Source organism: Niallia sp. Kr1, from assembly GCF_050389805.1.
GTDB lineage: Bacteria > Bacillota > Bacilli > Bacillales > Cytobacillaceae > Bacillus_BD.
The window spans coordinates 3,990,780-4,017,480 of record NZ_CP130945.1; the positions used below are offsets into that span (position 1 = coordinate 3,990,780).

21 protein-coding genes and 1 other annotated feature are annotated in these 26,701 nt (G+C 38.0%); of the genes, 1 reads left to right on the plus strand and 20 read right to left on the minus strand.

All coding sequences use genetic code 11. The features are described 5' to 3' along the window. The 7 genes from spoVID to hemA form a co-directional block, all read right to left on the minus strand. Positions 1 to 1,275 (minus strand): stage VI sporulation protein D, encoded by a 1,275-nt coding sequence (spoVID, locus tag Q5760_RS19615; protein ID WP_428909292.1) that lies wholly within the window; start codon positions 1,273 to 1,275, stop codon positions 1 to 3. A gap of 214 nt (positions 1,276 to 1,489) precedes the next feature. Next, on the minus strand, positions 1,490 to 2,779 hold the full coding sequence (gene hemL, locus Q5760_RS19620; protein WP_428909293.1) for a glutamate-1-semialdehyde 2,1-aminomutase: 1,290 nt from the start codon (positions 2,777 to 2,779) through the stop codon (positions 1,490 to 1,492). A 26-nt stretch (positions 2,780 to 2,805) separates the two neighbouring features. Then, positions 2,806 to 3,783 carry a porphobilinogen synthase gene (hemB, locus tag Q5760_RS19625; protein ID WP_428909294.1) on the minus strand — a complete coding sequence of 326 codons (978 nt, stop codon included), beginning with the start codon at positions 3,781 to 3,783 and terminating at the stop codon, positions 2,806 to 2,808. Between the two features lie 18 nt (positions 3,784 to 3,801). Then, complete coding sequence (locus tag Q5760_RS19630) at positions 3,802 to 4,560, minus strand: uroporphyrinogen-III synthase (RefSeq protein WP_428909295.1); 759 nt, start codon at positions 4,558 to 4,560, stop codon at positions 3,802 to 3,804. Positions 4,561 to 4,574: 14 nt separating this feature from the next. After that, entirely contained in the window at positions 4,575 to 5,510 is a 936-nt protein-coding gene (hemC, locus tag Q5760_RS19635; protein WP_428909296.1) for a hydroxymethylbilane synthase, read from the minus strand. A gap of 23 nt (positions 5,511 to 5,533) precedes the next feature. After that, positions 5,534 to 6,364 (minus strand): cytochrome C assembly family protein, encoded by an 831-nt coding sequence (locus Q5760_RS19640; RefSeq protein WP_428909297.1) that lies wholly within the window; start codon positions 6,362 to 6,364, stop codon positions 5,534 to 5,536. A gap of 14 nt (positions 6,365 to 6,378) precedes the next feature. Next, entirely contained in the window at positions 6,379 to 7,725 is a 1,347-nt protein-coding gene (gene hemA, locus Q5760_RS19645) for a glutamyl-tRNA reductase (RefSeq protein ID WP_428909298.1), read from the minus strand. Between the two features lie 244 nt (positions 7,726 to 7,969). On the opposite strand from hemA, the gene Q5760_RS19650 reads away from it, so the two are divergent. After that, positions 7,970 to 8,455: a hypothetical protein gene (locus Q5760_RS19650; protein ID WP_428909299.1), complete on the plus strand. Its 486-nt coding sequence runs from the start codon at positions 7,970 to 7,972 to the stop codon at positions 8,453 to 8,455. A 120-nt stretch (positions 8,456 to 8,575) separates the two neighbouring features. Here the strand turns inward: Q5760_RS19650 and yihA are convergent, their stop codons facing one another. From yihA to ilvB, 13 genes are all read right to left on the minus strand, one after another. Then, positions 8,576 to 9,157 (minus strand): ribosome biogenesis GTP-binding protein YihA/YsxC, encoded by a 582-nt coding sequence (gene yihA, locus Q5760_RS19655; RefSeq protein WP_428909300.1) that lies wholly within the window; start codon positions 9,155 to 9,157, stop codon positions 8,576 to 8,578. 2 nt (positions 9,158 to 9,159) lie between these two features. After that, the gene (gene lon / locus Q5760_RS19660) at positions 9,160 to 11,481 is read right to left on the minus strand and encodes an endopeptidase La (RefSeq protein WP_428909301.1); all 2,322 of its coding nucleotides are present in this window, start codon (positions 11,479 to 11,481) and stop codon (positions 9,160 to 9,162) included. A gap of 172 nt (positions 11,482 to 11,653) precedes the next feature. Further along, entirely contained in the window at positions 11,654 to 13,327 is a 1,674-nt protein-coding gene (gene lonB, locus Q5760_RS19665) for an ATP-dependent protease LonB (RefSeq protein WP_428909302.1), read from the minus strand. Positions 13,328 to 13,464: 137 nt separating this feature from the next. After that, a complete protein-coding gene (gene clpX / locus Q5760_RS19670) occupies positions 13,465 to 14,730 on the minus strand; it encodes an ATP-dependent protease ATP-binding subunit ClpX (protein ID WP_428909303.1) in 1,266 nt (421 codons plus the stop codon). Positions 14,731 to 15,119: 389 nt separating this feature from the next. Continuing rightward, positions 15,120 to 16,415 (minus strand): trigger factor, encoded by a 1,296-nt coding sequence (gene tig, locus Q5760_RS19675; protein ID WP_428909304.1) that lies wholly within the window; start codon positions 16,413 to 16,415, stop codon positions 15,120 to 15,122. A 158-nt stretch (positions 16,416 to 16,573) separates the two neighbouring features. Then, a complete protein-coding gene (locus tag Q5760_RS19680) occupies positions 16,574 to 17,581 on the minus strand; it encodes a tetratricopeptide repeat protein (protein WP_428909305.1) in 1,008 nt (335 codons plus the stop codon). A 201-nt stretch (positions 17,582 to 17,782) separates the two neighbouring features. Then, positions 17,783 to 18,376 (minus strand): 3-isopropylmalate dehydratase small subunit, encoded by a 594-nt coding sequence (leuD, locus tag Q5760_RS19685; protein ID WP_428909306.1) that lies wholly within the window; start codon positions 18,374 to 18,376, stop codon positions 17,783 to 17,785. A gap of 13 nt (positions 18,377 to 18,389) precedes the next feature. Next, positions 18,390 to 19,790, minus strand: coding sequence for a 3-isopropylmalate dehydratase large subunit (gene leuC / locus Q5760_RS19690; RefSeq protein ID WP_428909307.1), 1,401 nt, complete (start codon positions 19,788 to 19,790; stop codon positions 18,390 to 18,392). Positions 19,791 to 19,972: 182 nt separating this feature from the next. After that, positions 19,973 to 21,046: a 3-isopropylmalate dehydrogenase gene (gene leuB / locus Q5760_RS19695; RefSeq protein ID WP_428909308.1), complete on the minus strand. Its 1,074-nt coding sequence runs from the start codon at positions 21,044 to 21,046 to the stop codon at positions 19,973 to 19,975. A gap of 157 nt (positions 21,047 to 21,203) precedes the next feature. Further along, positions 21,204 to 22,736, minus strand: coding sequence for a 2-isopropylmalate synthase (locus tag Q5760_RS19700; RefSeq protein ID WP_428909309.1), 1,533 nt, complete (start codon positions 22,734 to 22,736; stop codon positions 21,204 to 21,206). Continuing rightward, positions 22,723 to 23,745 carry a ketol-acid reductoisomerase gene (gene ilvC / locus Q5760_RS19705; protein ID WP_428909310.1) on the minus strand — a complete coding sequence of 341 codons (1,023 nt, stop codon included), beginning with the start codon at positions 23,743 to 23,745 and terminating at the stop codon, positions 22,723 to 22,725. The genes Q5760_RS19700 and ilvC overlap by 14 nt, the downstream gene beginning before the upstream one ends. A gap of 115 nt (positions 23,746 to 23,860) precedes the next feature. After that, complete coding sequence (ilvN, locus tag Q5760_RS19710) at positions 23,861 to 24,373, minus strand: acetolactate synthase small subunit (protein ID WP_428912641.1); 513 nt, start codon at positions 24,371 to 24,373, stop codon at positions 23,861 to 23,863. After that, entirely contained in the window at positions 24,369 to 26,096 is a 1,728-nt protein-coding gene (ilvB, locus tag Q5760_RS19715; protein WP_428909311.1) for an acetolactate synthase large subunit, read from the minus strand. Before ilvB ends, ilvN begins: the two co-directional genes overlap by 5 nt. A gap of 141 nt (positions 26,097 to 26,237) precedes the next feature. After that, positions 26,238 to 26,499, minus strand: a binding site (T-box leader). Positions 26,500 to 26,701: the final 202 nt, after the last annotated feature.

A 26,701-nucleotide genomic window follows, 5' to 3' on the forward strand; every position in this document is an offset into this window, starting at 1 on the left:
TTAACTTTGTGTTTGTGGTATCGGGATATATAACACTTGCCCTTCGTAAATGTCTTGATTCAATTCCATTTGATTGACTCGTTGGATTTGAGAAACAGAAACCTCATAGCGTTCTGCAACGTTTTCAAGGGTATCCCCACTTTGGACGATGCACATTTTCACTTTTGTGTGCTCCTCGTCATCTTTACGAGCAAAAAATTCAGAAAGTGTAATCGACTGTTTGTTTTTTAACTTCTTCTTTTTCTTCTTTTCTTGAGCAGGTTTTTCTTCCTGATGAAGGACTTCCTCTTCTTCAGCGGAACTTTCTTCTGAAGAAGAACTTTCCTCTACAGGTGCTTTCATTTTTTCCTGGGTTATAAATGTAATTTCAGGAACCACTTCTTCTGGTTCCTTTGCTGTAGCTTTTTCAAGTACAGGTTCCTTTTCAGAAGCTTCTTTTCGCTCGTCTTCTTCTTCATCATTTCCTAAAGTAATATCCGGGTATTTCTCCTCAAACGATTGAAATCCTACAACCTCTTCAACTTTTTGTTCCTCTTCTGGTGGTTTTCTTGCTTCTACTTCAAAAGGCACGTAAATCTCCTCGTTCTCTTCAGGAATTTCTGGTTTTGCATAAGAGAATGGTTCTTCAGCAGGCTCTTCTACAGGCTCTAGGTTGTTTCTTTCTGCTTGATATGGACGGTAAGTGTCATCCGTATGGATCTCTGGTAGAGATGGCTTTGAATATAAATCGAATTCCTTAAAATCATCACTGAATGTTGGTTGGTCATGCTTAATTTCCTCAACCTCGATTTCAACAGGTTCCTCTTCTTCCTCATAAAGCTCATGTTGCTGCTCTCCATATAAACCAACAATCATCAAATCAGCAGTCAGTCGCAGGCAGCTTTTTTCAGGAAAAGCATAGTCAAAAGTTTCAACCGCTACATCAATATCGTCTAAGTTTTGAATCCTGTTCTTAGGAATCGTAACTTCAACAGGAAATTGATGGGTAAAAGCACATAGACCTTCTTCATTCCGATACTCTACGGATTGAATGGTTCTTGGATTAGTGTGAAAATAATCCGTGTTGTCCTCTTCCTCTACTTCAAATGACGGTTCACGGTTATATTCACCCGTTAACTCTAACGACCCTTTTATGGTTATATATTGATCGCTCTCTTGAATGGTAATATCTGGGTCAAGTGAGATCGAGATTAATTCATCCACTTCCTGTCCTTTTTGAAACCAGACAGATTCCTCTAATGAAAATCGCAAATAGGATTGATTACCATGTGACAAAGCGACTCCTCCCTTCTATTCCATCACGTTAATCACTATGTCATTACACTTTATGAACAGAAAAAGGGATTTATGATTTTTCATATTAAAAAAAACGTTGATTTATGAGGGACACAAGGAAAGGTTCCCTATCCCCCAGAAAATGAGTCACGGGACCTGTCCCATCGAATCAAAAAAGCCAGTTACTCGTAAATGAGTAACTGGCTGGTTTTCCTTATTTTTTATACGTTGAAAATGCGACTTCTACCGCTTGAAGGGTTTTATCGATATCTTCATCACTATGCTTTGTTGATAAGAATAATCCTTCGAATTGAGAAGGTGGCAGGTAAACACCATTGTCCGCCATAATTTTGTAATAATCTGCAAAGAATTTGAGATCAGAAGCTTTCGCTGTATCATAATTGATCACGTCTTCGTTTGTGAAGAAGAAGCCAATCATGGAACCAGCGCGATTAAAGGTAACGGGTACCCCATACTTATCCGCAGCTGCTTTTATGCCTGCTTCTAATTTGTCTCCTTTACGTTCAAACTCTTTGTAATCCTCTGGCTTCAACTGACTAATTGTTTCATACCCAGCTGTCATCGCTAGTGGATTTCCTGATAAGGTTCCTGCTTGGTAAATCGAACCGCTTGGAGCGACTTTTTCCATAATTTCAGCCTTACCACCGTAAGCACCGACTGGAAGTCCCCCACCGATTACTTTGCCAAGACAAGTTAAGTCAGGAGTTATACCAAAAATGCCTTGGGCACAGTTGTAACCAGCACGGAAACCGGTCATGACTTCATCAAAAATTAACAAAGCACCATAGTTTGTTGTTAATTCACGTAATCCAGATAAGAAGCCTGGTTGTGGTGGAACAACGCCCATATTTCCTGCAACTGGCTCGACAATGACTGCGGCAATGTCTTTTCCATATTGCTCAAATGCGTACTTCACACCGTCAAGGTCATTATACGCAACCGTTAATGTATTTTTAGCCACTCCTTCGGGTACTCCAGGGCTGTCAGGTAGCCCTAGAGTTGCAACACCTGAACCAGCTTTAATTAATAAAGAATCGGAGGCACCATGGTAACAGCCTTCAAATTTTAATATTAAGTTTCTACCTGTATACCCTCTAGCTAAGCGAAGGGCACTCATCGTGGCTTCTGTTCCTGAAGAAACCATTCGAATCATTTCAATCGATGGAACACGTTCTTTTACTAGATTAGCTAATTTATTTTCACTGAGAGTCGGCGCACCAAAGCTTGCCCCCATTTCAGCTGCCTTTTTCAATGCTTCAACAACTCTATCATCTGCATGTCCTAAAATAAGTGGACCCCATGAAAGGACATAGTCGATATATTCGTTGCCATCAATATCATAGATTTTGGACCCTTTTCCTCTTTCAATAAAAATTGGATCCATGTTTACAGATTTAAAGGCACGTACAGGACTATTTACGCCACCTGGCATTAAGTTTTTGGCTTCTTGGAAAGCTTCGATTGATCGATTATATGAGCGCATGCAATCCCTCTTCTCTATGTATTATTTTAATTTTCTTGTAACCAACGAGCAGCATCTTTCGCATGATACGTAATGATCAGATCAGCTCCAGCGCGCTTCATTCCAGTCAACATTTCCATGACAACTGCTTGTTCTTCAATCCATCCGTTTGCAGCTGCTGCTTTTACCATTGAAAATTCTCCACTGACATTGTAAATCACAACAGGTACATGAAACTCATTTCTTACATCACGAACGATATCCAAGTATGGCATACCCGGTTTCACAATTAAAAAGTCGGCACCTTCTTCGATATCCGAATGGGCTTCACGGAACGCCTCATGACGATTCGCTGGATCCATTTGATAGGTTTTGCGGTCACCAAATTGGGGAGCCCCATCAGCGGCTTCGCGGAATGGACCATAGAAAGACGAAGCATATTTTACTGCATAAGACATAATTGGAATATGGGTAAATCCAGCTTCATCGAGTCCTTGCCGAATCGCTGCCACAAACCCATCCATCATATTGGAGGGAGCAATAATATCAGCACCTGCTTTAGCTTGGCTAACCGCAGTATCTGTTAAAACTTTTAGGGAAGAGTCATTTAGGATCTGATCTCCTTCGACCATTCCACAATGGCCATGACTTGTGTATTCACACAGACATGTATCGGCAACCACAAGGATTTCAGGATATTTCTCTTTAATAAAACGAGTCGCTTCTTGAACAATCCCATGGTCATGAAAAGCGCCTGTACCACATTCATCCTTTTGAGCAGGAATCCCAAAAAGTAGGACGGATTTAATTCCAAGGGATTGTACCTCATCCATTTCCTCGGCTAAACGATCAAGGGAAAATTGGTAAATCCCAGGCATTGAGGAAATTTCATTTTTAATATTTTCGCCTTCAATCACAAAAATAGGGTAAATGAAATCTTCTAATCGAATAAAATTCTCTCTTACTAATGAACGCATTGTCGCGTTTTGTCTTAATCGGCGATGGCGCTTAAACTGTAAATCCATCGAAAACCCCTCCAACAACTATTTTAATTTTAATATGTAATGGGCAATTTCCTTCATCATTTCCTCAACTGTGTAAACCGATGGAACGACATGAACAGGTAGACCATATTCTTCCGCCCTTTTTTTCGCTACAGGACCTATACACGCAAAAATAAAGGAAGATAACTCATCGGCTAATTTAAAATCATGAATCACTTCCATAAAGTAATCCACGGTTGATGGACTTGTGAAGGGAATGATATCTAACTCTTGCTGCTCTATTTTTTGCTTCAATACCGCTTTGCTTTCAGGTGGAAAGTAAGTTTCATATACGATCACTTCATCTACTTCTGCCCCTAATTCGATTAAGTTTTTCGCAATATAATCTCTGGCCAAATTCCCTTTAGGTATCAGTATCTTTGTCCCCTTTTGGACGAGGGGAGCGAATTCTTCAACAAATGCTTCAGCCACATACTCAGTCGGTATGAACTCAACCGTAAGCCCTCTGTCTGTTAGTACTTTAGCTGTTTTCTTCCCAATCGCTGCAATTTGAGGAAATTGAGAAGGTAGCAGCTCAACATATGATAAAAAGGTTTCAACGCTTACATTACTTGTAAAAATAATCCAATCATAGCGTGATACTTCATCGATTTTACTTTGAATCTCAGGCGTGATTTCCCTTGGTCTAAACGCCAATAATGGAATTTCAACAGGAATCCCGCCCATCCCTTTCACAATCTCTGAAAATGATTTCGCTAGATTTTTTCGTCTGGCTACTAAAACCTGTTTATTTTTCAAAGGAAGAGAGGGGTTCATTCACTCTCATTCTCTTCTGTTACCTCTTTGATTAAGTCCTTGGCACCCAAACCAATTAATTGTTGAGCGACTTTTTCACCAAGTTGTTCTGGGTCTTGACCAACAGCCTGTTCTTTATAAATGGTTTTTCCGTCAGGGGAAGCAACTAAACCAGTGAGAACAATTTCATCAGCATCATTTAGCGTGGCAAAGCCAGCAATTGGCACCTGACAGCCACCTTCCATTTTATTTAAAAAGACTCTCTCCGCACGTACCGTTTGACTTGTTTCAACGCTATTGAACTTTTTAAGCAAGGAAAGAAGTTCATCGTCACTAGCACGACATTCAATCGCAAGCGCTCCTTGACCCACTGCAGGAAGACAAGAATCTGGATCTAAAAATTCAGTGACGGTTTCAGATGTCCATCCCATTCTTGATAAGCCTGCTGCCGCTAAAATGATGGCGTCATAGTCTTCTGTTTGTAACTTTTCAAGTCTTGTATCAATATTTCCTCGAATCCATTTAATCTCGATATCAGGACGCTTGGCAAGCAGCTGTGCACCTCTTCTTAACGAGCTTGTCCCGACAATAGCTCCTGGCTTTAAATCGTTAAATTTAATATGACCTTTGGAAATAAAGGCATCTCGGTGATCTTCTCTTTCTGGAATACAGCCGATAACAAGCCCTTCTGGAAGAACAGCTGGCATGTCCTTCATACTATGTACAGCCATATCGATTTCTTTATCAAGCATAGCTTGTTCAATCTCTTTAACAAATAACCCTTTTCCTCCAACTTTTGACAGGGTGACATCTAAAATCCGATCGCCTTTTGTGACGATTTCTCTGATTTCAAACTCGAATGAATCATCTAATTTTTTTAACTGCTCAATCACCCATTTTGTTTGAGTCATTGCTAATTTACTGCGTCTAGAGCCAACGATTATTTTTCTCATGATAGCCTCCAAATGAATAGTTACTATAACCAAATATGAAAAGAAGAGATGTTTCCGATTAAGAAAAAATTGATAAGCAAAATCAGAAAAGCCGCGATATTTAATAAGGCGAGCGACTTCCCAGTCATCCCTTTTTTAATGCGAAAATAAATATAAATACAATAGATCATAACAACGATAATGGAGCCGATAACTTTTGGATCGTACCATGGGACAATCGGTAATTTAATATAAGCCCATCGTACTCCCAAGATGATTCCGATCATGAGGATTGGGACTCCAATCATATTCAAAATGTATGAAAACTGCTCTAATTTTTGTAGATCCGCTATTCTCCAGAGCCTTTTCCCCCATTTCTTTTGTTTCAGCAAATTATATTGAATTAAATAAAGAATCGAAGAAACAAATGAAAGTGAAAAAGCTCCATACGACAAGATGGCCGTTGTGATATGAATCAGAAGAAGCTCTGAAACAAGCTGCTCAGCTCGTACGGTTGAGCCGATTTGATCGGGAGTAAAGGTATGTATAACCAAAATCATAAACCCAATAATATTGGTGAAAAACACGATAAAATCGACTTTCATGACACGATTAATGATTAATGAGAGGGTAATGAGCACCCACACATAAAAATAAAGCCCTTCAAAAATCGTCAGTATCGGAAATCGCCCCGTATCAACCATATAATAATACAATGAAAAGGATTGAAGGATCCATACAAATAAAAGTAACCAGAAGGCAACACGATTTGCCTTCCGGTTTTGGTGAAGAAAATCAATAAAATATAACAATACGCATATGGCGTATAAAATAACCGTTAGCTCTTGTAGCCGAGGTATTAAGCTATCCAACATATCATACCCTCATTCTATGATTGAAAAACAGTTATTGGTGATGGAGCATTAACGGCTGTTTCTTTCACGAATTCTACATTCTTTTGCTTTTCAACTTGTTCTTCAATATTAAAAATACTCATAAAGAATATTAAGTTTTTATCGGCGTCCTTCGAACCAGCTAATTCCTTCACTTGTAAAATCGGATCCTTCAACATTTGATTGATAATACTCTTTGTATGTTTATTTAAGACCTTCATTTCACGTTCGCTTAAGTTCGGTAATTTTCTCTCCAAGCTTTTCATCGTTTCCGCTTGGATATTTAATGCTTTTTCACGAAGAGCAGAGATCACTGGGACAACGCCTAGCATATTTAACCACTGCTTGTATTCTACGATTTCTTCCTCGATCATCAACATAATCGCTTCTGCCGCTTTCTTACGCTCTTGCAGGTTCGCTTCTACAATACCCTCTAAATCATCAATATCATAGAGGAAGACCCCTTCAAGTTCAGCAATTGTTGGATCCAAATCACGAGGTACCGCTATGTCCACCATAAATAATGGCTTGCCTTTACGCTTTTTCTCAACTTCCTCAACCATTTTCTTGGTTAAGACAAAATCCTTCGCTCCAGTTGAACTGATCAAAATATCAGCGTCCATCAATGCAGTTTGAAGCTCATCCATCGTTTTTGCTTGCCCGTTAAAACGAGAAGCTAAATTTTCAGCTTTTTCGTACGTACGATTTAACACCGTGATTTTCGTTGCGCCACTGCCATGAAGATTCTGGATCGCCAACTCACCCATTTTTCCGGCACCTAAAATGATCACATGTTTGTTCTCAATCGACCCAAACACTTTCTTCGCTAATTCGACTGCCGCATAACTAACAGATACCGCATTGGATCCAATATCTGTGTTAGAATGCGCCTTTTTCGCTAACGTAATTGCTTGCTTGAATAATTGATTGAAAACCGTTCCGCTTGTTTGCCCTTCTTGTGCGGTTAAAAAGCTTGTACGAACTTGACCTAGGATTTGAGTCTCACCTAGAACGAGTGAATTCAATCCACAGGTTACTTTGAAGAGATGCTCCATGGCACCGTCTTCTTCATATATAAATAGAAATGGTGTAAATTCTTCTTTTTCAATATGGAACCATTCTGATAAAAATTCTTTAATATAGTATCTACCTGTATGAATCTGATCAACGACAGCATATATCTCCGTCCGATTACATGTTGATAGAATGACATTTTCAAGAATACTTTTCTTTTGTTTTAAAGTAGTCATCGCATCCCCTAATTGCGATGGGTCAAATGTCAACCGTTCGCGGATTTCTACTGGGGCGGTTTTATGGTTAATACCGACGACAATGATATGCATGTTATTTTTATCCCCCTTAAAAATAAGCATAAATCCCTAGAGCCTATTATATCATGAAAACCTTTAACTATTTTTGAAAATAACGAACAGTTTTGGAAACTCCTGTAAAAATGCAAAAGTGTTTTTCCAATAATATGGTAATATATTTAAGAAAGTATTTATAAATTCTAGAATCATATCTCCTCTGTACAGTAACAAAAAATGGGCGAATATTCAAGAAAACAGGTACGAAAGGAATAAGAGAATGAAAAATCAGCGTTTTTTCCCTGGGATCATTTTATTAGGATTTGGAATATACATTATTTGGAAACAAGCCAATATTACTTTTTTAAGTGAATTTATGACATGGTCAACCCTTTTAATCATTGTTGGAATCGCCTTTTTAGCTCAAGGCTACGGAGGAAAAGATTATGAAGCGATCATGCCTGGGGTCATTTTAACCGGATTTGGTCTTCATTTTCATTTGGTTAATCGCTTATCCATCTGGCCTGATGCGAGTGGTGCCCTTATCCTATTCATTGCCCTCGGATCCTTTCTTCGTTATCAAAAAACCAGTAATGGTTTGGGACAGGGAATTATATTTTTATCCTTAGCCGGATTGATGATATTCTATGAAAAGATTATGGGCTGGCTGGGTTTATTAACAAATAAAGTTGATTCAATCATTCAATATTGGCCGATTCTACTCATTGTAGTTGGGATTTATTTGTTGTTTTTTAAGCGGAAGTAGAGGAAGTCATTGAGTCTAGGGGACAGGCCCCTTGTCTCATTCTAAAGTAAAAAAGCACTAGCTTAGAGGAAAACTAAGCTAGTGCTTTTAAATCTGAGTTAAGGAACCTGTCCCCCTGACTCACATATAACTCTGTAGTACGGACCAGGCTTCGTCTCTTCCGTAGCCTGTGTCGGATGAGAAGAGGACAATTGGGTCATTGGGATCTAGGTTGAGTGTTTCTTTTGTGATTTTCACATGTTTTTGCCATTTTGATTTTGGTACTTTATCTGCCTTTGTATTAATGATGATACACGGAATTCCATAATGCTTTAAGAAATCATACATCATCACGTCATCAGCTGTTGGGGGATGGCGTAAATCTACAATTAATACGACAGCCTTTAATGGTTCACGATTAGTTAAATACGTTTCAATCATTCTTCCCCATGCAGCTCGTTCAGTTTTAGAAACCTTTGCATATCCATAGCCTGGAACATCCACAAAGTAAAAATTTTCGTTTATTAAGAAAAAATTTAACGTCTGTGTTTTTCCTGGTTTAGATGAAGTCCGTGCAAGACTTTTTCGATTTAACATTTTATTGATAAAAGAAGATTTCCCTACATTTGAACGTCCGGCCAAAGCAAATTCCGGTAGTCCACCTTCTGGATATTGCTCTGGTTTGACCGCACTTATGATAATATCAGCACTTGTTACTTTCATTCTTATCCCTCACTTATTAAAGCCTGAGCCAGCACTTCGTCCACATGAGAAACAAAAACAAATTCTAACTCCTGCCTTACACTTTCAGGAATATCATCTAAATCTTTTTCATTTTCCTTAGGACAAATAATTTTTGTAATTCCCGCTCTATGAGCACCTAATGACTTCTCTTTTAATCCACCAATTGGCAATACCCGACCACGAAGCGTAATTTCACCGGTCATCCCAATTTCTTTGCGAATAGGTCTGCCTGTTAACGCAGAAGCCAAGGCCGTTGCCATCGTAATTCCTGCAGATGGACCATCTTTTGGAACAGCACCTTCTGGAACGTGGATATGAATATCATTTTTCTCATGAAATTCAGGGTCAATTCCAAGCTCTGTCGCTTTGGAGCGGATAAAACTAAATGCGGCCTGCGCCGATTCTTTCATGACATCGCCTAATTTTCCAGTTAGGACTAATTTCCCTTTACCAGGTGACAAGGAAACCTCGATTTGTAGCGTATCCCCGCCAACCGTTGTATAAGCAAGACCTGTCGCCACACCGACTTGATCTTCCTGTTCTGCTTGACCATAGTGGAACATCGTTTTTCCAAGATACTCTTCCACATTTTGCTCTGTGATAACGATACGTTTTTTCTCGCCTGATACAATAATTTTAGCTGTTTTACGGCAAATGCTAGCTAGTTTCCGTTCAAGACTACGAACGCCTGCTTCACGCGTATAATAGCGCACGATTTGCTTAATGCCATCCTCACGAACTTGAAGCTGCGCCTTCGTTAAACCATGCTCTTTAATTTGTTTTGGCAATAAATGGTCTTTAGCAATATGGATTTTTTCGATTTCTGTGTATCCAGCAATCGATATAATTTCCATCCGGTCACGTAATGGTCCTGGAATAGAAGCTAAATCATTGGCTGTGGCGATAAACATAACCTTAGATAGATCATAGGGTTCTTCAATATAATGATCACTGAAATTATGGTTTTGTTCTGGATCTAACACTTCTAATAACGCAGCAGACGGGTCACCACGGAAATCTCCCGACATTTTATCAATTTCATCAAGTAAAAAGACAGGATTGATTGTACCCGCTTTTTTCATACCTTGAATGATTCTACCCGGCATAGCCCCAACATAAGTCCGTCTATGACCGCGAATCTCAGATTCATCCCGTACGCCACCAAGTGAAACCCTTACAAAGTTTCGATTTAATGACGTCGCAATAGAACGAGCAAGGCTTGTTTTACCAACCCCTGGAGGACCTGCAAGACAGAGAATCGGTCCCTTTAAAGAGTTCGTTAATTTTTGAACCGCTAGATATTCGAGGACACGTTCTTTCACCTTTTCTAGTCCAAAATGATCGCGGTTTAAAACTTTTTCCGCTTTTTCGATATTAATATCATCATTTGTGGACTTGGACCAAGGAAGGCTAATGAGCCAATCGATATAATTGCGGATGACTGCACTCTCCGCAGAACTGGATGGAACCTTTTCATATCGATCTAATTCCTTTAATGCAGCATTTTTTGTATGATCAGGCATACCAGCTTCTTCAATTTTCTCCGTTAACTCAGCGACTTCACCTGACTTACCATCTTTATCCCCAAGTTCTTTTTGAATGGCTTTCATCTGTTCACGCAGATAGTATTCCTTTTGCGTTCTTTCCATTGATTTTTTGACACGCTGGCCAATTTTCTTTTCGAGATTTAGTACTTCTCTTTCATTATGGATGATTTCAATGACGCGATTCATGCGTTCTTTAATATCCGTTAACTCTAAAATCTCTTGTTTTTCATTTAATTTTAAGGGCAAATGACTTGCTATGATATCAGCCATACGGCCAGGTTCTTCTATATCACTTACAGATGTAAATGTTTCTGCAGATATTTTTTTCGATACTTTTATGTATTGTTCAAAGTACTCCAACATTGTTCTCATTAACGCTTGATCTTCTGGATCAACGGTTGGATCGTCTTCATAGGTCATTAATTTAACGGAAAAATAATCAGGTTCATCTAAAAACTCAATGATTTTCCCTCTTTTTAAGCCTTCAATCAAAACACGAATGGTTCCGTTCGGAAGCTTAAGCATTTGTTTTACTTTTGTTAATGTACCAACTTCATATAAGTCTTCTTCAATTGGGACATCTACTGATAGATCCTTTTGGGTTGTTAAAAAGATTAAATGATTATCAACCATTGCTTTTTCAAGGGCTTGAACAGATTTTTCACGCCCAACATCTAAATGAAGAACCATTGTGGGATATACTAACAATCCTCGCAATGGTAACAAAGGAACGATGATTTCTTCATTGTTAGCCAAAACCTACACCTCCATATTCATTTTCTGTATAAAAACATTTTTATATTAGACAATTTTATCGTATTTAAGTGAGCGTGTCTAATTTGGTGGACAATCACGATGGCTTCTTATTTATTACAAAAAGAAACTTCGCTAGGGCCTCACAAAGCAACAAAGCGAAGCTTCTTCTATGTTATATACTTTCTTTTTTGGATACATCGATATCAATGGAAGCCGAAATGGATTCGTCAGTTGCATAAGTCTTTTTAAGAGCAATGTCAAACACTTCATTGATATGAGTAACGGGAATGATTTCGATGTCTTCGATTTCATTTAATACTGATTGCATATTTTCCTTTGGAATAATAACTTTTTTGACACCTGCATCTTTGGCCGCCTTCACTTTTGGATAAACCCCACCAATTGGTTTGACACTTCCATGAATGCTAATTTCTCCAGTCATGGCGACCTTGCTGTCAACAGGTAATTGATAAATGGCTGAGTAAATGCCTGTTGCCATTGCAATCCCTGCGGATGGTCCATCAATAGGAACTCCTCCAGGAAAATTCACATGAATGTCATAATCATGTGCTGGTACCCCAATTGTCCGTAGTACAGTAATCACATTTTCAATCGATCCCTTTGCCATACTTTTGCGGCGAATGGATTTGCTGCTATTTCCCATACTTTCCTCTTCGACAATGCCTGTTATATTAATGGAGCCCTTCTCCTTAGCTGGAATGACGGTCACTTCAATCTCAAGTAAAGAGCCCGTATTCGGACCATGAACGGCAAGACCATTCACCAACCCTACTTTTGAAAAACCGGATACCTTTCGTTCCATTCTTGGCGTGAGTTGACTTGAATGAACTAACCATTCAATATCTTCTTCCTTTATGTATGAACGTTCTTCTGTAATCGCAAGACCTGTTGCCAATTGAATCATGTTCACGGCTTCGCGACCATTTCTTGCATAGGAAGCCAAAATCTCAAGCCCTTTTTCACTAATCGTTAGATCTACCTTGTCTGCTGCCTTTTTCGCGACGATGGAGATTTCTTCTTGGGATAATTCTCTAAAAAAGACTTCCATACATCGAGATCTAATTGCAGGCGGAATTTCACTTGGCGTTCGAGTGGTGGCACCAATTAAACGGAAATCAGCAGGTAATCCATTTTTGAAAATATCGTGAATGTGATTCGGGATTTGTGTATTTTCCTCGCTGTAATAAGCACTTTCTAAAAAGACTTTACGGTCCTCAAGTACCTTTAACAGCTTATTCATTTGAATGGGATGCAATTCTCCAATTTCGTCGATAAATAAAACGCCCCCGTGGGCATTGGTGACCGCTCCTTGCTTAGGTTGTGGAATTCCGGCTTGTCCCATCGCACCTGCTCCTTGATAAATGGGATCATGTACAGATCCAATGAGTGGATCGGCAATTCCTCGTTCATCAAATCTTGCCGTGGTTGCATCTAATTCCACAAACACTGAGGATGGCTTAAAAGGAGATTTCGTATTTTTCTTCGCTTCTTCTAATACAAGGCGCGCTGCTGCTGTTTTTCCGACACCTGGAGGTCCATATATAATGACGTGCTGTGGATTCGGTCCACATAATGCCGCTTTTAATGATTTGATGCCATCCTTTTGACCGACAATATCATCAAAGCTGGATGGTCGAACTTTTTCTGATAATGGTTCACTTAATTGGATATCACGCATTTTTCGTAATTGATCCATTTCTTTTTTTGATTCACGATCTATGGTTACTTTTTGTGTGCGTTGGTTTTTGAGTAAATTCCAAAAGTATAAACCAATCACTATACCAAAAAATAATTGGATAAAGATGACGATTCCAGTCCAACTCATATTGTTCCCTCCTGCTAATTAGTACGAGATGATATATGCTAGTATCTCCGTATAAAAGCAGGATTAAACAGAATTTCTTTTAGGTTTCTTAACAAAAAAAACACAAGAGATTTAAGAATCTCTTGTGTTTTTTTAATTTATGCAGACGTTTTACGTTTTTCTTCAACAACGGTACCGTCTTTTAAAACTAATTTAGGATCATTTTTATTGATAACCGTTTCTGCTGTGATGATACATTTTTGAATATCATCTCGTGAAGGAAGGTCATACATCACATCTAACATGATTCCTTCAATAATGGAGCGCAAACCACGAGCACCTGTTTTTCTTTCGATTGCCTGTTTCGCGATTTCACGTAATGCTCCATCTTCAAACTCTAATTCAACATCATCAATTTCAAGCATTTTTTGATATTGTTTCACTAGAGCATTCTTTGGCTTTGTTAAAATTTCAACTAGAGCTTCTTCATCTAGTTGATTTAAACTTGCAATAATTGGTAAACGTCCAATAAATTCAGGAATTAAACCAAAGCGTAGTAAATCTTCTGGCAATACTTTTGCTAAAAGATCCTTGTTATCCACTTCAGTTTCTTTCATATCAGAACCGAAACCAATTACTTTTTGACCTAGACGGCGTTTAATAATCGTTTCAATTCCATCAAATGCACCACCACAAATAAATAAAATATTGGTTGTGTCAATTTGAATGAATTCTTGATGTAGGTGCTTTCTGCCACCTTGTGGAGGAACACTTGCCACTGTACCTTCTAAGATTTTTAACAAGGCTTGCTGAACGCCTTCACCTGATACATCCCTTGTAATAGAAGGATTTTCAGATTTACGTGCAACCTTATCAATTTCATCAATATAGATAATGCCTTTTTCAGCTTTTTCCACATCATAATCAGCAGCTTGGATCAATTTTAATAGGATGTTTTCAACATCTTCACCCACATACCCAGCTTCTGTTAAAGAAGTGGCATCAGCAATCGCAAATGGAACATTTAGAATACGAGCGAGTGTCTGAGCCAGTAATGTTTTACCACTACCAGTTGGTCCAATCATTGCAATATTACTTTTCGCAAGTTCAACATCATCAATTTTACTGTTTGAATTAATACGTTTGTAATGATTGTAAACGGCTACAGATAAAGATTTCTTTGCTTGATCTTGTCCAATGACATAGTCATCTAATATTTCACGGATTTCAGCTGGCTTTGGAACATCTTTAAATTCAATTTCCTCTTCTGTTCCTAATTCCTCTTCAACAATTTCAGTACATAATTCTATACATTCATCACAAATATAAACTCCTGGTCCGGCTACTAGCTTTCGGACTTGTTCTTGGGTCTTGCCACAGAACGAGCATTTTAATTGGCCTTTTTCGTCGTTAAATTTAAACAATGCTTTCACCCCTTGAATGAGTTGATCGGATCTATAGAAATGCGGATCACACGCTGGATAAGAGAATCACTTATTTACTGAATTGTATCACATTTTATGAATATACAGGAAATAATATTGCTTGCATTTTGTACGGTTTGTAAAAAGAATGTGTTTGATTTCATTCCTTTATTATGTATGTATAGTTCCATGATATTTACATCATTTAAATCCAGTTATTGCCCTTATGTAATTGTAAGTCTCTCTGTTCTATCCATTGAAAGTAAAATGTGATAAGTGATTACCCTTATTATATGTGCTTTTCCGGTTATATAAAACAAGGCACGATAAAATCGCACCTTGTTTTTATTTTACTTATTATACCCTTTATAAAGTCAAAATACAAAAAATTAATCTTGCTTTTCTACTGTTTTGCTGTTATCAACAAGGAATTGAACTGTTTTTCTAGCTTGAACATCACCTTTAACAGCATCAAGGTTTCCTAAAGCTGCACGAATATTTTCAACTGTCATATTGTACATTTGAGACATTTTTTCTAATTCTTCATTTACTTCTTCTTCAGTTGCTTCGATGTTTTCTGCTTTAGCAATTGCTTCTAGAGTTAAGCTACCGCGTACGCGTTGTTCTGCTTCTTCCTTCATTTGGCCGCGTAAATCTTCTTCGCTTTGACCAGAGAATTGGAAGTATAACTCAAGGTTCATTCCTTGCATTTGAAGACGTTGTTCAAATTCTTGAAGCATACGATTTACTTCATTATTAACCATCACTTCTGGAAGATCGATTTCAGCATTTGCAGTTGCTTTTTCAACTACAGAATCTTGCATGTGGTGTTCTTCTTGATGCTTTTTGTCATGCTCTAAACGATTTTTGATTTTTTCTTTCAATGCATCTAATGTTTCAACTTCATCATCCACATCTTTTGCAAATTCATCATCAAGTTCAGGAAGTTCTTTTCCTTTGATTTCATGAACAGTTACTTTAAATACAGCTGGTTTTCCTGCTAATTCAGCAGCATGATATTCTTCTGGGAAGGATACTTCAACATCTTTAGATTCACCAGTAGCTACACCCACTAATTGATCTTCGAAACCTGGGATAAATGAATTAGAACCTAATTCTAAAGAATAGTTATCTGCTTTTCCGCCTTCGAATGCTTCACCATCAACAAAACCTTCGAAATCCATTACAACAGTATCGCCAATTTCTGCTTTTCCTTCTTCTTTCACAACAAGTTCAGCTTGTCTTTCTTGAAGAGATTTGATTTCAGCATCAACATCTTCATCCGTTACAGTTGTATCGAACTTTTCAACTTCAAGTCCTTTGTATTCGCCTAATTTAACTTCAGGCTTAACCGTTACTTTAGCTGTAAAAATAAATGATTTACCTTTTTCAATTTGCTCTACATCAATTTCAGGTTGATCAACAGGCTCAATTCCTGTTTCTTCAATTGCTGATGAATATGCTTCTGGAAGCATTAAATCAATTGCATCTTGGTATAATGATTCAACGCCAAAACGCTTTTCGAATAATGGACGAGGCATTTTTCCTTTACGGAATCCTGGTACATTGATTTGCTTGACAACTTTTTTGAATGCAGCGTCAAGGCTTTCGTTTACTTTCTCTACTTCTACTTCTACTGTTAGAACCCCTTGGTTCCCTTCTAATTTTTCAAATTTCGCCGACATACTTGATTTTCCCTCCAACAATCTATTCAATTTGCTATCACTAGTAAAATCACATACATATGTAAAAATCTAGTCATAATCTATTTAGATAAAATATTTTCACACAAAAGCAACCACTATATTATAGCACATGTTTGGCGTGTTTCAACAGTCTAGTTTTAAAGAAGTTCCTCGAATTCTTTTATAAATAATAGAGCTTTCTCTACATCCTCATAACTCGTTCCATATTGGTCTATCATTTCATCTACCGATTGATGAATACCATAATACTCGTTACCAGTATAATGATAAGCTGCACCCCAAGCCTGAATATCTAGATCCTCTAATGGGAACGGGAACATGAGGAAGAAATGCCTCTCGATTAAGGCTTTTGTATTTTCAAAAAGGATTGGATCTTCGTCTGCTACTCTTTCTCGAATCACGTTTAATAGGGAAGATAATTGTTCATTCTCTTGAAGATCGATTATTTGAGCTGGGCTCATCGTCATTTTCTTCCCAAATTTCTCAATGAGTACAGGATGGTCATATTGTTGTTCTTTTAAAACATTAAGAAGCAAAGTTTTGAAAAAAGAATCCCCTGTCTGAGATTGAAGATATTCTTTCAATTCCTTTTCATAGGGTTCGATTGGACGATTGTTTAATTGTGCCGCAATCATAATTTGCTCCTGTGGATCTTGATATTGGAATAGGTTTAGCGGACTGAATGACTCTTCGTCCAATTCCATTGGTTCTGAATCAATCTGGTTTTCTAACATTTTTTCGCTTAAATGCAATAATCTTTCAAAATGCTCTAGCTTATGAAAAGGAATTCGACTTTCCTTCATAAGCTGATTGATTTCAGCAACAACTCTTTCGTGCTCGTTTCTTTGCACAAGTAACATGAGATAAATGTTTAACGTTTCTAATTCATCTCCTATATCCTCTTGTAGCATATGATGAGCAAGTGCGACTGCCTCTTCGACCAATCCACAGTCGAAATAGGCTAGTAATAATCCGATATAAGCCTCCTGATTGGTTGGATCCAGGTTAACGCATTGTTCAAGCAAACGGACAGCTTCTTGATAGTTCTTTGCTTGTAAATGCTCTAGACCCTTTTCCAATAACTTATTTTCAAGTCCAGGGAACTTAATGACCTTTGTTTTGTTCACGGTCTGACCCTTATTCATAACAAAAACACCCTTTTATACCTTCGTACTCATTTTTCTTTTGTAAGTGTAGCACATTGAAAAAAACAATGAAAGTGGGAAAGAAGGTCCTTGTCCCAGAACGATCAATAAATAAACAAGCACTATCTTAAGCAGAGAAATCTGTCTTGAAGATAGTGCTTGGTCAATCCCCAGAGATAAATTACCTGTCCCTGAGTTTTTTTATTTTAAAACAGGATGTTCTTCTTCGTATTTAGAAATTTGTTCATCAAGTTGAAGAGTGATTTCAATTTCATCCCATCCATTGACTAGCATCTTTTTCCAGTAATCAGATAGTGGGAAGATTTCTTTAAAGCCTTTATCATCAGAAACAGTTGCTTCTTCAACATTTACAGTTAATTCGTATGGTTGATTTTTTGCTTGATTTAATAGGTAGTTGACTTTTTCTTGCTCTAGTTTAATTGGCACCATACCATTTTTTAAACAGTTTTGATAAAAAATATCTGCGAAAGATGGGGCAATAACGACGTTAAAACCGTAATCTTGTAATGCCCATGGAGCGTGTTCACGAGATGATCCGCATCCAAAGTTATCATTTGCTACTAAAATAGAAGCTCCTTGGTTTTCAGGTCGATTTAATTCAAACTCTGGGTTAGGTGTTCCGTCTTCAAGATATCGCCAATCATTAAATAAGAAACGTCCAAAGCCTGTTTTTTCGATTCTCTTTAAAAAGTTTTTTGGAATGATTTGGTCTGTATCTACATTTACTCGGTCTAAAGCGACTGCTTTACCTGTGTGTATTTTAATTCCGCTCATAAATGCTTCCCCCTTACCCTACTACTGAAGTTTTTCGGATATCTACAAATTTCCCATGGATTGCTGCATTAGCTGCCATTGCTGGACTCACTAAGTGAGTTCTCGCTCCTGCTCCTTGTCTGCCCTCGAAGTTACGGTTTGAGGTTGACGCACAATGTTCACCAGCCGGTACGACATCATTATTCATACTTAAACACATACTACAGCCTGCATCGCGCCATTCAAAGCCAGCTTCAACAAAAATTTGATCTAACCCTTCTTGCTCAGCCTGTTTTTTCACTTGTTGTGAACCAGGTACAACTAATGCGCGAACAGATGGATGTACCTTTTTGCCTTTTGCCACCCCAGCTGCTGCACGTAAGTCTTCAATACGTGAGTTTGTACAAGAACCAATAAAGACATGTTGAATGTGAATGTCTTCAATTTTTTGACCTTCTTTTAACCCCATGTAATGAAGTGCACTCTCTAATGCTTTTCGTTCGTTTTCATCCTTACAATCCTCAAGTGTTGGAATGCTTGCACTTACTTTTGAAGTCATGGAAGGATTGGTTCCCCAACTTACCATTGGTTCAATATCAGATGCATCAATTTCAATCACCTTGTCATAAACGGCATCTTCATCTGAAGCAAGTTCCTTCCATGTAGCTACCGCTTCATCAAAGTTTTTCGGTGCATATTTTCTTCCTTTTAAGTATGCAAAAGTCGTTTCATCTGGTGAAACTAATCCAGCTCTCGCTCCACCTTCTATTGACATATTACAAATGGTCATACGTTCTTCCATTGAAAGTTTGCGAATCGCTTCTCCACAATACTCAATGACATGCCCTGTTCCAAAACCGATGCCGTGTTTTGCAATGACGTAAAGAATCACGTCTTTTGAAGTAACACCCTCTTGCAAAGAACCTTTAATATCTAACTTTAACGTTCTTGGTTTTGATTGCCAAATTGTTTGTGTAGCAAGTACGTGTTCTACTTCACTAGTACCGATCCCAAATGCTAGGGCACCGAATGCACCGTGTGTAGATGTATGGCTATCTCCACAGACTATCGTCTTACCTGGTTGCGTTAACCCTAGCTCCGGTCCAATAACATGGACAATTCCTTGATCAGGGCTGTCAATTCCCGCTAATGGAACACCAAATTCCTGACAGTTTTTCTCTAATGTTGTCATTTGAGTTTTTGCAACTTCATCGTTAATCACATGACGATTTTTAGTTGGAACGTTGTGATCCATTGTAGCGAAGGTTTTATCCGGTCTTCTTACCTTACGATTTTTCATTCTTAATCCTGAAAAAGCTTGCGGTGAAGTAACCTCATGAACTAAATGCAAATCAACATAAAGTAAATCCGGTTTCCCTTCTTCTTGATGAACGATATGCTTGTCCCAAATTTTATCAATAATAGACTTCCCCATCGTAATCCCCCCTATTTTGAAAAGCGAGAAGCGTATCAACATATTGCGCAGGGCATAGTGTGAAACGCTAATCCATTCTTCAAAGTTAAAATTTTATATTTATAATAAAGCCTATTGCTTTAGATTTTTCATATTTATAATAGATTCATATACACATCATCACAATGTATTTTCATTTCCAATTATGCGAGAGCAGCTTTTACTTTCTCAGTCATTTCCGTTGTTGACACTCTAGTCATGCCTTCTGACATTAAGTCACCTGTGCGATATCCCGCATCTAGTACCGCATTCACAGCATTTTCAATCGCATCTGCTTCTTCATGTAAGTTGAATGAAACGCGCAACATCATGGCTGCAGATAGAATAGTCGCTAGTGGGTTAGCAATATTTTTCCCCGCAATATCTGGTGCAGAGCCATGGATTGGTTCAAATAGATATGGTCCATTTTCTGAGATACTTGCGGATGGTAACATTCCTAGAGATCCTGTTAATACAGATGCCTCATCACTTAAAATATCACCAAACATATTTTCCGTTACTACAACATCAAATTGCTTAGGGTTTCGAACAAGCTGCATCGCTCCATTGTCAACAAGCATATGCTCAAGTGTTACATCTGGATAATCTTTGCTGATTTCGATGGCGATTTCTCTCCACACACGGCTGGATTCTAGTACATTGGCTTTATCAACAGAAGTGACCTTTTTTCTTCTTGTTTTCGCTAATTCAAATGCTTGTCTGATCACTCGTTCAATTTCATATCTTTCATAAGATAGGGTATCTACAACCACTTCTTTGCCTTCAACGTTTCTTCTTTCACTTGGTTTACCGAAATAAATTCCACCCGTTAATTCCCTTACCATTAGCATATCAACACCTTCGATAATTTCTTTTCGAAGCGGTGAAGAGTCGGCAAGACTTTGATAATAAGTCGTTGGACGTAAGTTCGCAAAAAGATTTAATTCTTTACGGATTTTTAGTAATCCTTGTTCCGGACGAAGATGAACAGGTAATGTTTCCCATTTTGGTCCACCTACTGCTCCTAGAAGAACGGCATCGCTTTCCTTGCATAGGCGAATGGTTTCGTCTGGCAACGGTACTCCAGTTGAATCAACGGCAGATCCTCCGATTTCTCCATATGTAAATGAGAACTGATGGTTGTATCGCTCCCCTACCGCTTGTAATATTTCAATCGCACCTTGAATAACTTCTTTGCCAATTCCATCTCCTGGCAATACTGCGATTCGTTTCTCCATAGTAATCCCTCCGTCGTTTTTCCAATATCTTTTAATACTTTTTATAAATTCAGAAAACTATTCATTATTTTAAACAGGGCTGACTCTTTAGAAGAAGGATAGCACCCATTAAGGTCATCTAGTCACTTTTCCATCTGAGTCAGCCCGTTATATTTTATTAGTTTACTAACTCTGATTGAGCATTTTCTTTTAAATAAATCACTCGATTAATGGCATTTAAGTACGCTTTTGCAGATGCTTCAATGACATCTTGAGCAAGACCACGCCCACTTGTTTCCAAGTTGGAACAGCGGAGTTTTACAAATACTTGCGCAAGAGCATCACGTCCCCCGCCAACAGATTGAATCCGATAATCTAATAATGTTACAGATTCATCTACCATTTGTTCTAATGTATTATAAACGGCTTCAACGCTCCCTTTACCCGTTCCAGTTTTCGTAATTTCTTCACCATTACTAGTTAAGGTAATCGTTGCAGAATGCTCACTCTCATTGCTTTGAACCGCTACATTCACTAATTGATAGTACTGGTCATCTTTAGAAATTTTGTTTTCTAACACAAGTGCAACTAAATCATCGTCTGTCATTTCTTTCTTGCGGTCAGCAAGATCTTTAAAAGCAGAGAATAATTCATTTACTTCTTCATCTTCAACAACAAATCCAATTTCTTCTAAACGATTTTTAAAAGCATGTCGTCCTGAATGTTTTCCAAGAACTAGGTTGTTCGAAGAAGCTCCAACTAATTCAGGAGAAATAATTTCGTACGTTGACTTTTCTTTTAAGACTCCATCCTGATGGATGCCAGATTCATGAGCGAAGGCGTTCGCACCAACAACTGCTTTGTTTGCCGGGACAACCATGCCCGTTAATTTGCTTACAACGGTACTAGTTCTGCTAATTTCTTGTAGGTTTAAACGTGTTTCTGCTTTGTAATAATCATTTCGAATACGTAGCGCTAGTGCCACTTCTTCTAATGCTGTATTACCCGCTCTTTCTCCAATACCATTGATGGTACCTTCTACTTGAGTGGCCCCATTTTCAATAGCTGCTAAAGAGTTTGCAACTGCCATCCCTAAGTCATCATGACAGTGTGTGGAAAGATCTACTTTATCAATAGATGGAACATTTTCTTTTAAGTATTTAAAAATTTGACCATAATCGTATGGAGTTCCATATCCTACTGTATCTGGGATGTTAATCACATGAGCTCCTGCTTGAATAACCTCTTCAACAATTTGAGCTAAAAAGTCTAATTCTGTTCGACTTGCATCTTCTGCAGACCATTGAATAACAGGAAACTTTGCTGCTGCATATTTAACGGCAGCCACAGAATTTTCGATAACCTGTTCTTTTGTCATTTTTAACTTGTATTCACGGTGAATCGGAGAAGTAGCCAAGAAAATATGAAGTCTTGGATTAACCCCTTCCTTTAATGATTCCCATGCAATATCCATGTCTTTTTGTGTACAACGAGCAAGACCTGTTACTGTACTGTTTTTGATCGTTTGAGCAATTTTACGGACAGAGTCAGCATCACCTTTTGAGGCGGCTGGGAAGCCCGCCTCAATGATGTCTACATTTAAACGTTCAAGTTGTTTAGCAATTTCTAGTTTTTCAGAAAAATTAAGATTGACGCCTGGAGTTTGTTCCCCATCTCGAAGTGTCGTATCATAGATCTTAATTTTTTGCACTACCCACCACTTCTTTCTGTTTAGCGTCGTTTACGAATGGCATCATTTTTCTTAGTTCACGACCAACTACTTCAATTTGGTGTTGGTTTTCACGATTTTTAATTGCTGTATACTTTGGACGATTTGCTTGGTTCTCTAGGATCCAGCCTTTTGCAAACTCACCTGTTTGAATATCTTTAAGAACTTCTTTCATTGTTTCCTTCACTTTTGCATCAACTACACGTGGACCGCTTACGAAGTCTCCCCATTCTGCTGTATCAGAAATAGAATAACGCATGTTTTCCATTCCTCCTTCGTAAATCAAGTCAACGATTAATTTCATTTCGTGTAAACATTCGAAGTAAGCAACTTCTGGTTGATATCCAGCTTCTACTAGAGTTTCAAAACCAGCTTTAATTAGAGATGTTAAACCTCCACAAAGAACTGCTTGCTCACCGAATAGATCTGTTTCAGTTTCCTCTTGGAATGTCGTTTCAATTGCTCCAGCACGTAATGAACCGATTGCTTGTGCGTATGCTAAAGCTAATTCTTTTGCGTTTCCTGAATTATCTTGGTAAATAGCGAAAATTGCTGGTACACCAGCACCTTCAGTGTAAGTTCTTCTTACTAAGTGTCCTGGACCCTTAGGTGCTACTAATAGAACATCACTATTTGCAGGTGGTACGATTTGGCTAAAGTGGATGTTGAAACCATGAGCGAACATTAATGCTTGACCGTTTAGGTTTGGTTCAATTTCTTCTTTATAAACTTTAGCTTGTTGTTCGTCTGGTAAAAGGATCATCACTACATCAGCTTTTTTCGTTGCTTCACCAACTGAAAATACTTCAAAACCAGCTTCTACTGCACGATCCCAAGAACGACCTTTACGAAGACCGATAATAACATTTACTCCGCTTTCTTTCATATTTAAAGAGTGAGCATGACCTTGTGAGCCATATCCAATCACTGCTACTGTTTTTCCATTTAAGAATTCTGCATTTGCATCTCCGTTATAGTACATTTTTGCCATTTTAAAAAACTCCCTCTCTGATCATCATTTATAGTTTTATTATTTTTTTATTATTAATATTATTTCTTATTAATACCTACTTATCTTTTCCAAATAGTTAATAAGAAACAATTGATTAAACAATGTTAAGTTTCTTTTTCCCTTGTAATTGCATACCCCTTGGAAATGCAGTTGTACCTGTTCTAGCCATTTCCTTGATGCCAAATGGTTTGACAAGTTCAATAAAGGCCTCGATTTTTTCTGTTTCACCAGTAATTTGAATCACAATGCTATCTTTACTTACATCGATGATTGATGCACGGAATGGTTCAATAAGCGAATAGATTTCATGTCTTGTGTTTGGTAATGTTTGAACCTTTATCAATGCCAATTCACGTGAAACAATCGATTGATCTGTAATATCAATAACTTTTAAAACATCAATTTGTTTGTTTAATTGCTTTGTAATTTGTTCAATGATGCTTTCATTCTCTACTTCAACAACACAGGTGATTCTTGAAACCCCTTCTTGTTCAGTAGGACCAACGGATATACTGTCAATATTGTAATTTCTTTTTGAAAATAAATTAGTGATACGGTTTAGTACTCCAGGTTGATTAAGAACAGTTAAACTAATGATTCGTTTAATCATTTGGTTTGACACCTACCATTTCATGTAGTCCTTTTCCTGCTGCAATCATTGGATAGACACATTCTTTAGGTTCTACTCTAAAATCCAATAGGACTGGTTCATTATTGTGTAATACTTCATTTAAAATTTTATCTGCTTCTTCGCTTGTCGTAATCGTGTAACCTTTAATTCCATACGCTTCCGCTAATTTAATGAAGTTTGGCTGACCTGGAATTAAACTGTGAGAATAACGTTCTTCATAGAAAAGTTCTTGCCATTGGCGAACCATTCCAAGTGATTGGTTGTTGATAATCACCATTTTGATTGGCAGTTTGTGTTCACTGATGATTTGAAGCTCTTGTAAACACATTTGGAAACCGCCATCTCCTGAAATCATCACAACTGTTTCATCAGGTGAAGCAATTTGAGCACCGATACTAGCTGGAAGTCCAAAGCCCATTGTTCCAAGTCCTCCGGATGTTACCCACTTATCAGCTTTATTAAAACGATAGAATTGCGCAGCCCACATTTGGTGCTGTCCAACATCGGTTACCACAATCGCTTCGCCGTTTGTTTTTTCGTAAATCAACTCAAAGACTTTTTGTGGCTTCAGATATTCAGAATCCTCCTTATAAAAGTAAGGATACTCTTTCTTCCAATTATTTATTTTATTCATCCATTCTTGATGCACTGGTGGTTTACCATCTTGGTCAAATAATTGTTTTAACGCTTCTTTCGCATCCGCTACAACTGGAATGTCAGTTGATACATTTTTCCCGATTTCAGCTGGGTCGATATCAATATGGGCTACTGTTGCATTAGGAGCAAAATGCTCTAAATTCCCTGTTAACCGATCATCAAAACGTGCACCAATATTAATTAGAAGATCCGCTTCATACATTGCCATGTTAGCAGCGTAGCATCCGTGCATTCCACCTAAACCAATGAATAGCTCATTATCAGCTGGGAATCCACCTAATCCAAGTAAAGTATGGACAACAGGGATTTTTTGCTGTTCTACATATTTTTTTAATTCTTCTGTCGCTTTCGAGTGTAGGACACCTGCACCAGCTAAGATTACTGGTTTTTTCGCAGAGCTTACAGCCTCTGTTAATTTGCGTATTTGTAAATAATTGGGTTGAAGAGTAGGCTGATAACCAGGTAAATTCACTTCTTCATCAACATCGTTATATTCAATCTTACCTGTTGCGATATCTTTTGGAATATCGATTAATACAGGACCTGGGCGACCAGTGGAAGCAATATAGAATGCCTCTTTAATGATTCGAGGAATATCCTCAATGTTGCGAATTTGGTAATTATGTTTTGTAATTGGTGTTGTGATCCCTAAAACATCTGCCTCTTGGAAAGCATCTGATCCGATTAAGCTAGTTCCTACCTGCCCCGTAAAGATAACCATTGGCAGTGAATCCATCATTGCATCTGCAATACCAGTTACTACATTGGTTGCTCCTGGTCCAGATGTAACAATCACAACTCCTGGTTTACCAGTAACTCTCGCATAACCCTCTGCAGCATGAATTCCACCTTGTTCATGTCGCGGTAAAACATGACGGATCTTAGTATCATAGATCGCATCATATATAGGTAAAACAGCTCCACCCGGATATCCAAAAATAACTTCAACATTCTCACGTTCTAACGATTTAACAAATAATTCAGCCCCACTTACCACTTTTTGTTGACTCTGACTGTCGGTAGAGGCAGTTTTCTGCAACATATGGATTATACCTCCTCTTATTTTGAAATGCGCAAGCGCCTTGCTCATCCCCAAATTTCAAAAGACGAGCGGGTTAGGCGCTGAAGCTAGCCAATAATAAAATATAAAAAGCCCCTTCATCCCTAATCTGCCAATATATGGCAAAGGGATGAAAAGGCTTTGAGAACCATTCCACGGTACCACCCTCGTTTACGCAATAAAGCGTACACTCAAGAACAACAAATTGTTGTTCGCTTTTAGTAACGGGTGGCGTACACCCGGCTTATCCTAATAAACAACTATTGTTTTTCAGATAAACATTCAGAGGTGAGTTCATTTAATACGCGATTCACCGGCTCCCAGCTCCCCCGGCTCTCTTGGCAATCTAACGTAAAAAATTACTTGTCCTCATCATCACTTTTTCTTAATCATTAGTATATGTCCAAAAAGAATAATAATGATTTAAATTTTCAATCAAATAAGTTTAAATGTAAACTTAATCAAGCAATTATTCTTTCTGAAAGAATGATTAACTTGTTTGTTGAAATTATCTTACGCTGAATTTGCAATTGAGTCAAGAGCAATCCGAAGAATTATTTAAAATTAACAGAAATCACACAATCTTG

Bases quoted from the DNA above. Each gene is read 5' to 3' on its own strand.
- ilvB (WP_428909311.1), bottom strand. From the start codon at position 26,096: ATGTTGCAGAAAACTGCCTCTACCGACAGTCAGAGTCAACAAAAAGTG.
- leuC (WP_428909307.1), bottom strand. From the start codon at position 19,790: ATGGGGAAGTCTATTATTGATAAAATTTGGGACAAGCATATCGTTCAT.
- yihA (WP_428909300.1), bottom strand. From the start codon at position 9,157: ATGAAAGTAACAAGTGCTGATATTATCATAAGTGCGGTCAAACCAGAG.
- hemB (WP_428909294.1), bottom strand. From the start codon at position 3,783: ATGGATTTACAGTTTAAGCGCCATCGCCGATTAAGACAAAACGCGACA.
- leuB (WP_428909308.1), bottom strand. From the start codon at position 21,046: ATGGAGAAACGAATCGCAGTATTGCCAGGAGATGGAATTGGCAAAGAA.
- lonB (WP_428909302.1), bottom strand. From the start codon at position 13,327: ATGAGTTGGACTGGAATCGTCATCTTTATCCAATTATTTTTTGGTATA.
- hemL (WP_428909293.1), bottom strand. From the start codon at position 2,779: ATGCGCTCATATAATCGATCAATCGAAGCTTTCCAAGAAGCCAAAAAC.
- Q5760_RS19640 (WP_428909297.1), bottom strand. From the start codon at position 6,364: ATGTTGGATAGCTTAATACCTCGGCTACAAGAGCTAACGGTTATTTTA.
- tig (WP_428909304.1), bottom strand. From the start codon at position 16,415: ATGTCGGCGAAATTTGAAAAATTAGAAGGGAACCAAGGGGTTCTAACA.
- Q5760_RS19650 (WP_428909299.1), top strand. From the start codon at position 7,970: ATGAAAAATCAGCGTTTTTTCCCTGGGATCATTTTATTAGGATTTGGA.
- hemA (WP_428909298.1), bottom strand. From the start codon at position 7,725: ATGCATATCATTGTCGTCGGTATTAACCATAAAACCGCCCCAGTAGAA.
- ilvC (WP_428909310.1), bottom strand. From the start codon at position 23,745: ATGGCAAAAATGTACTATAACGGAGATGCAAATGCAGAATTCTTAAAT.
- hemC (WP_428909296.1), bottom strand. From the start codon at position 5,510: ATGAGAAAAATAATCGTTGGCTCTAGACGCAGTAAATTAGCAATGACT.
- leuD (WP_428909306.1), bottom strand. From the start codon at position 18,376: ATGAGCGGAATTAAAATACACACAGGTAAAGCAGTCGCTTTAGACCGA.
- Q5760_RS19680 (WP_428909305.1), bottom strand. From the start codon at position 17,581: ATGAATAAGGGTCAGACCGTGAACAAAACAAAGGTCATTAAGTTCCCT.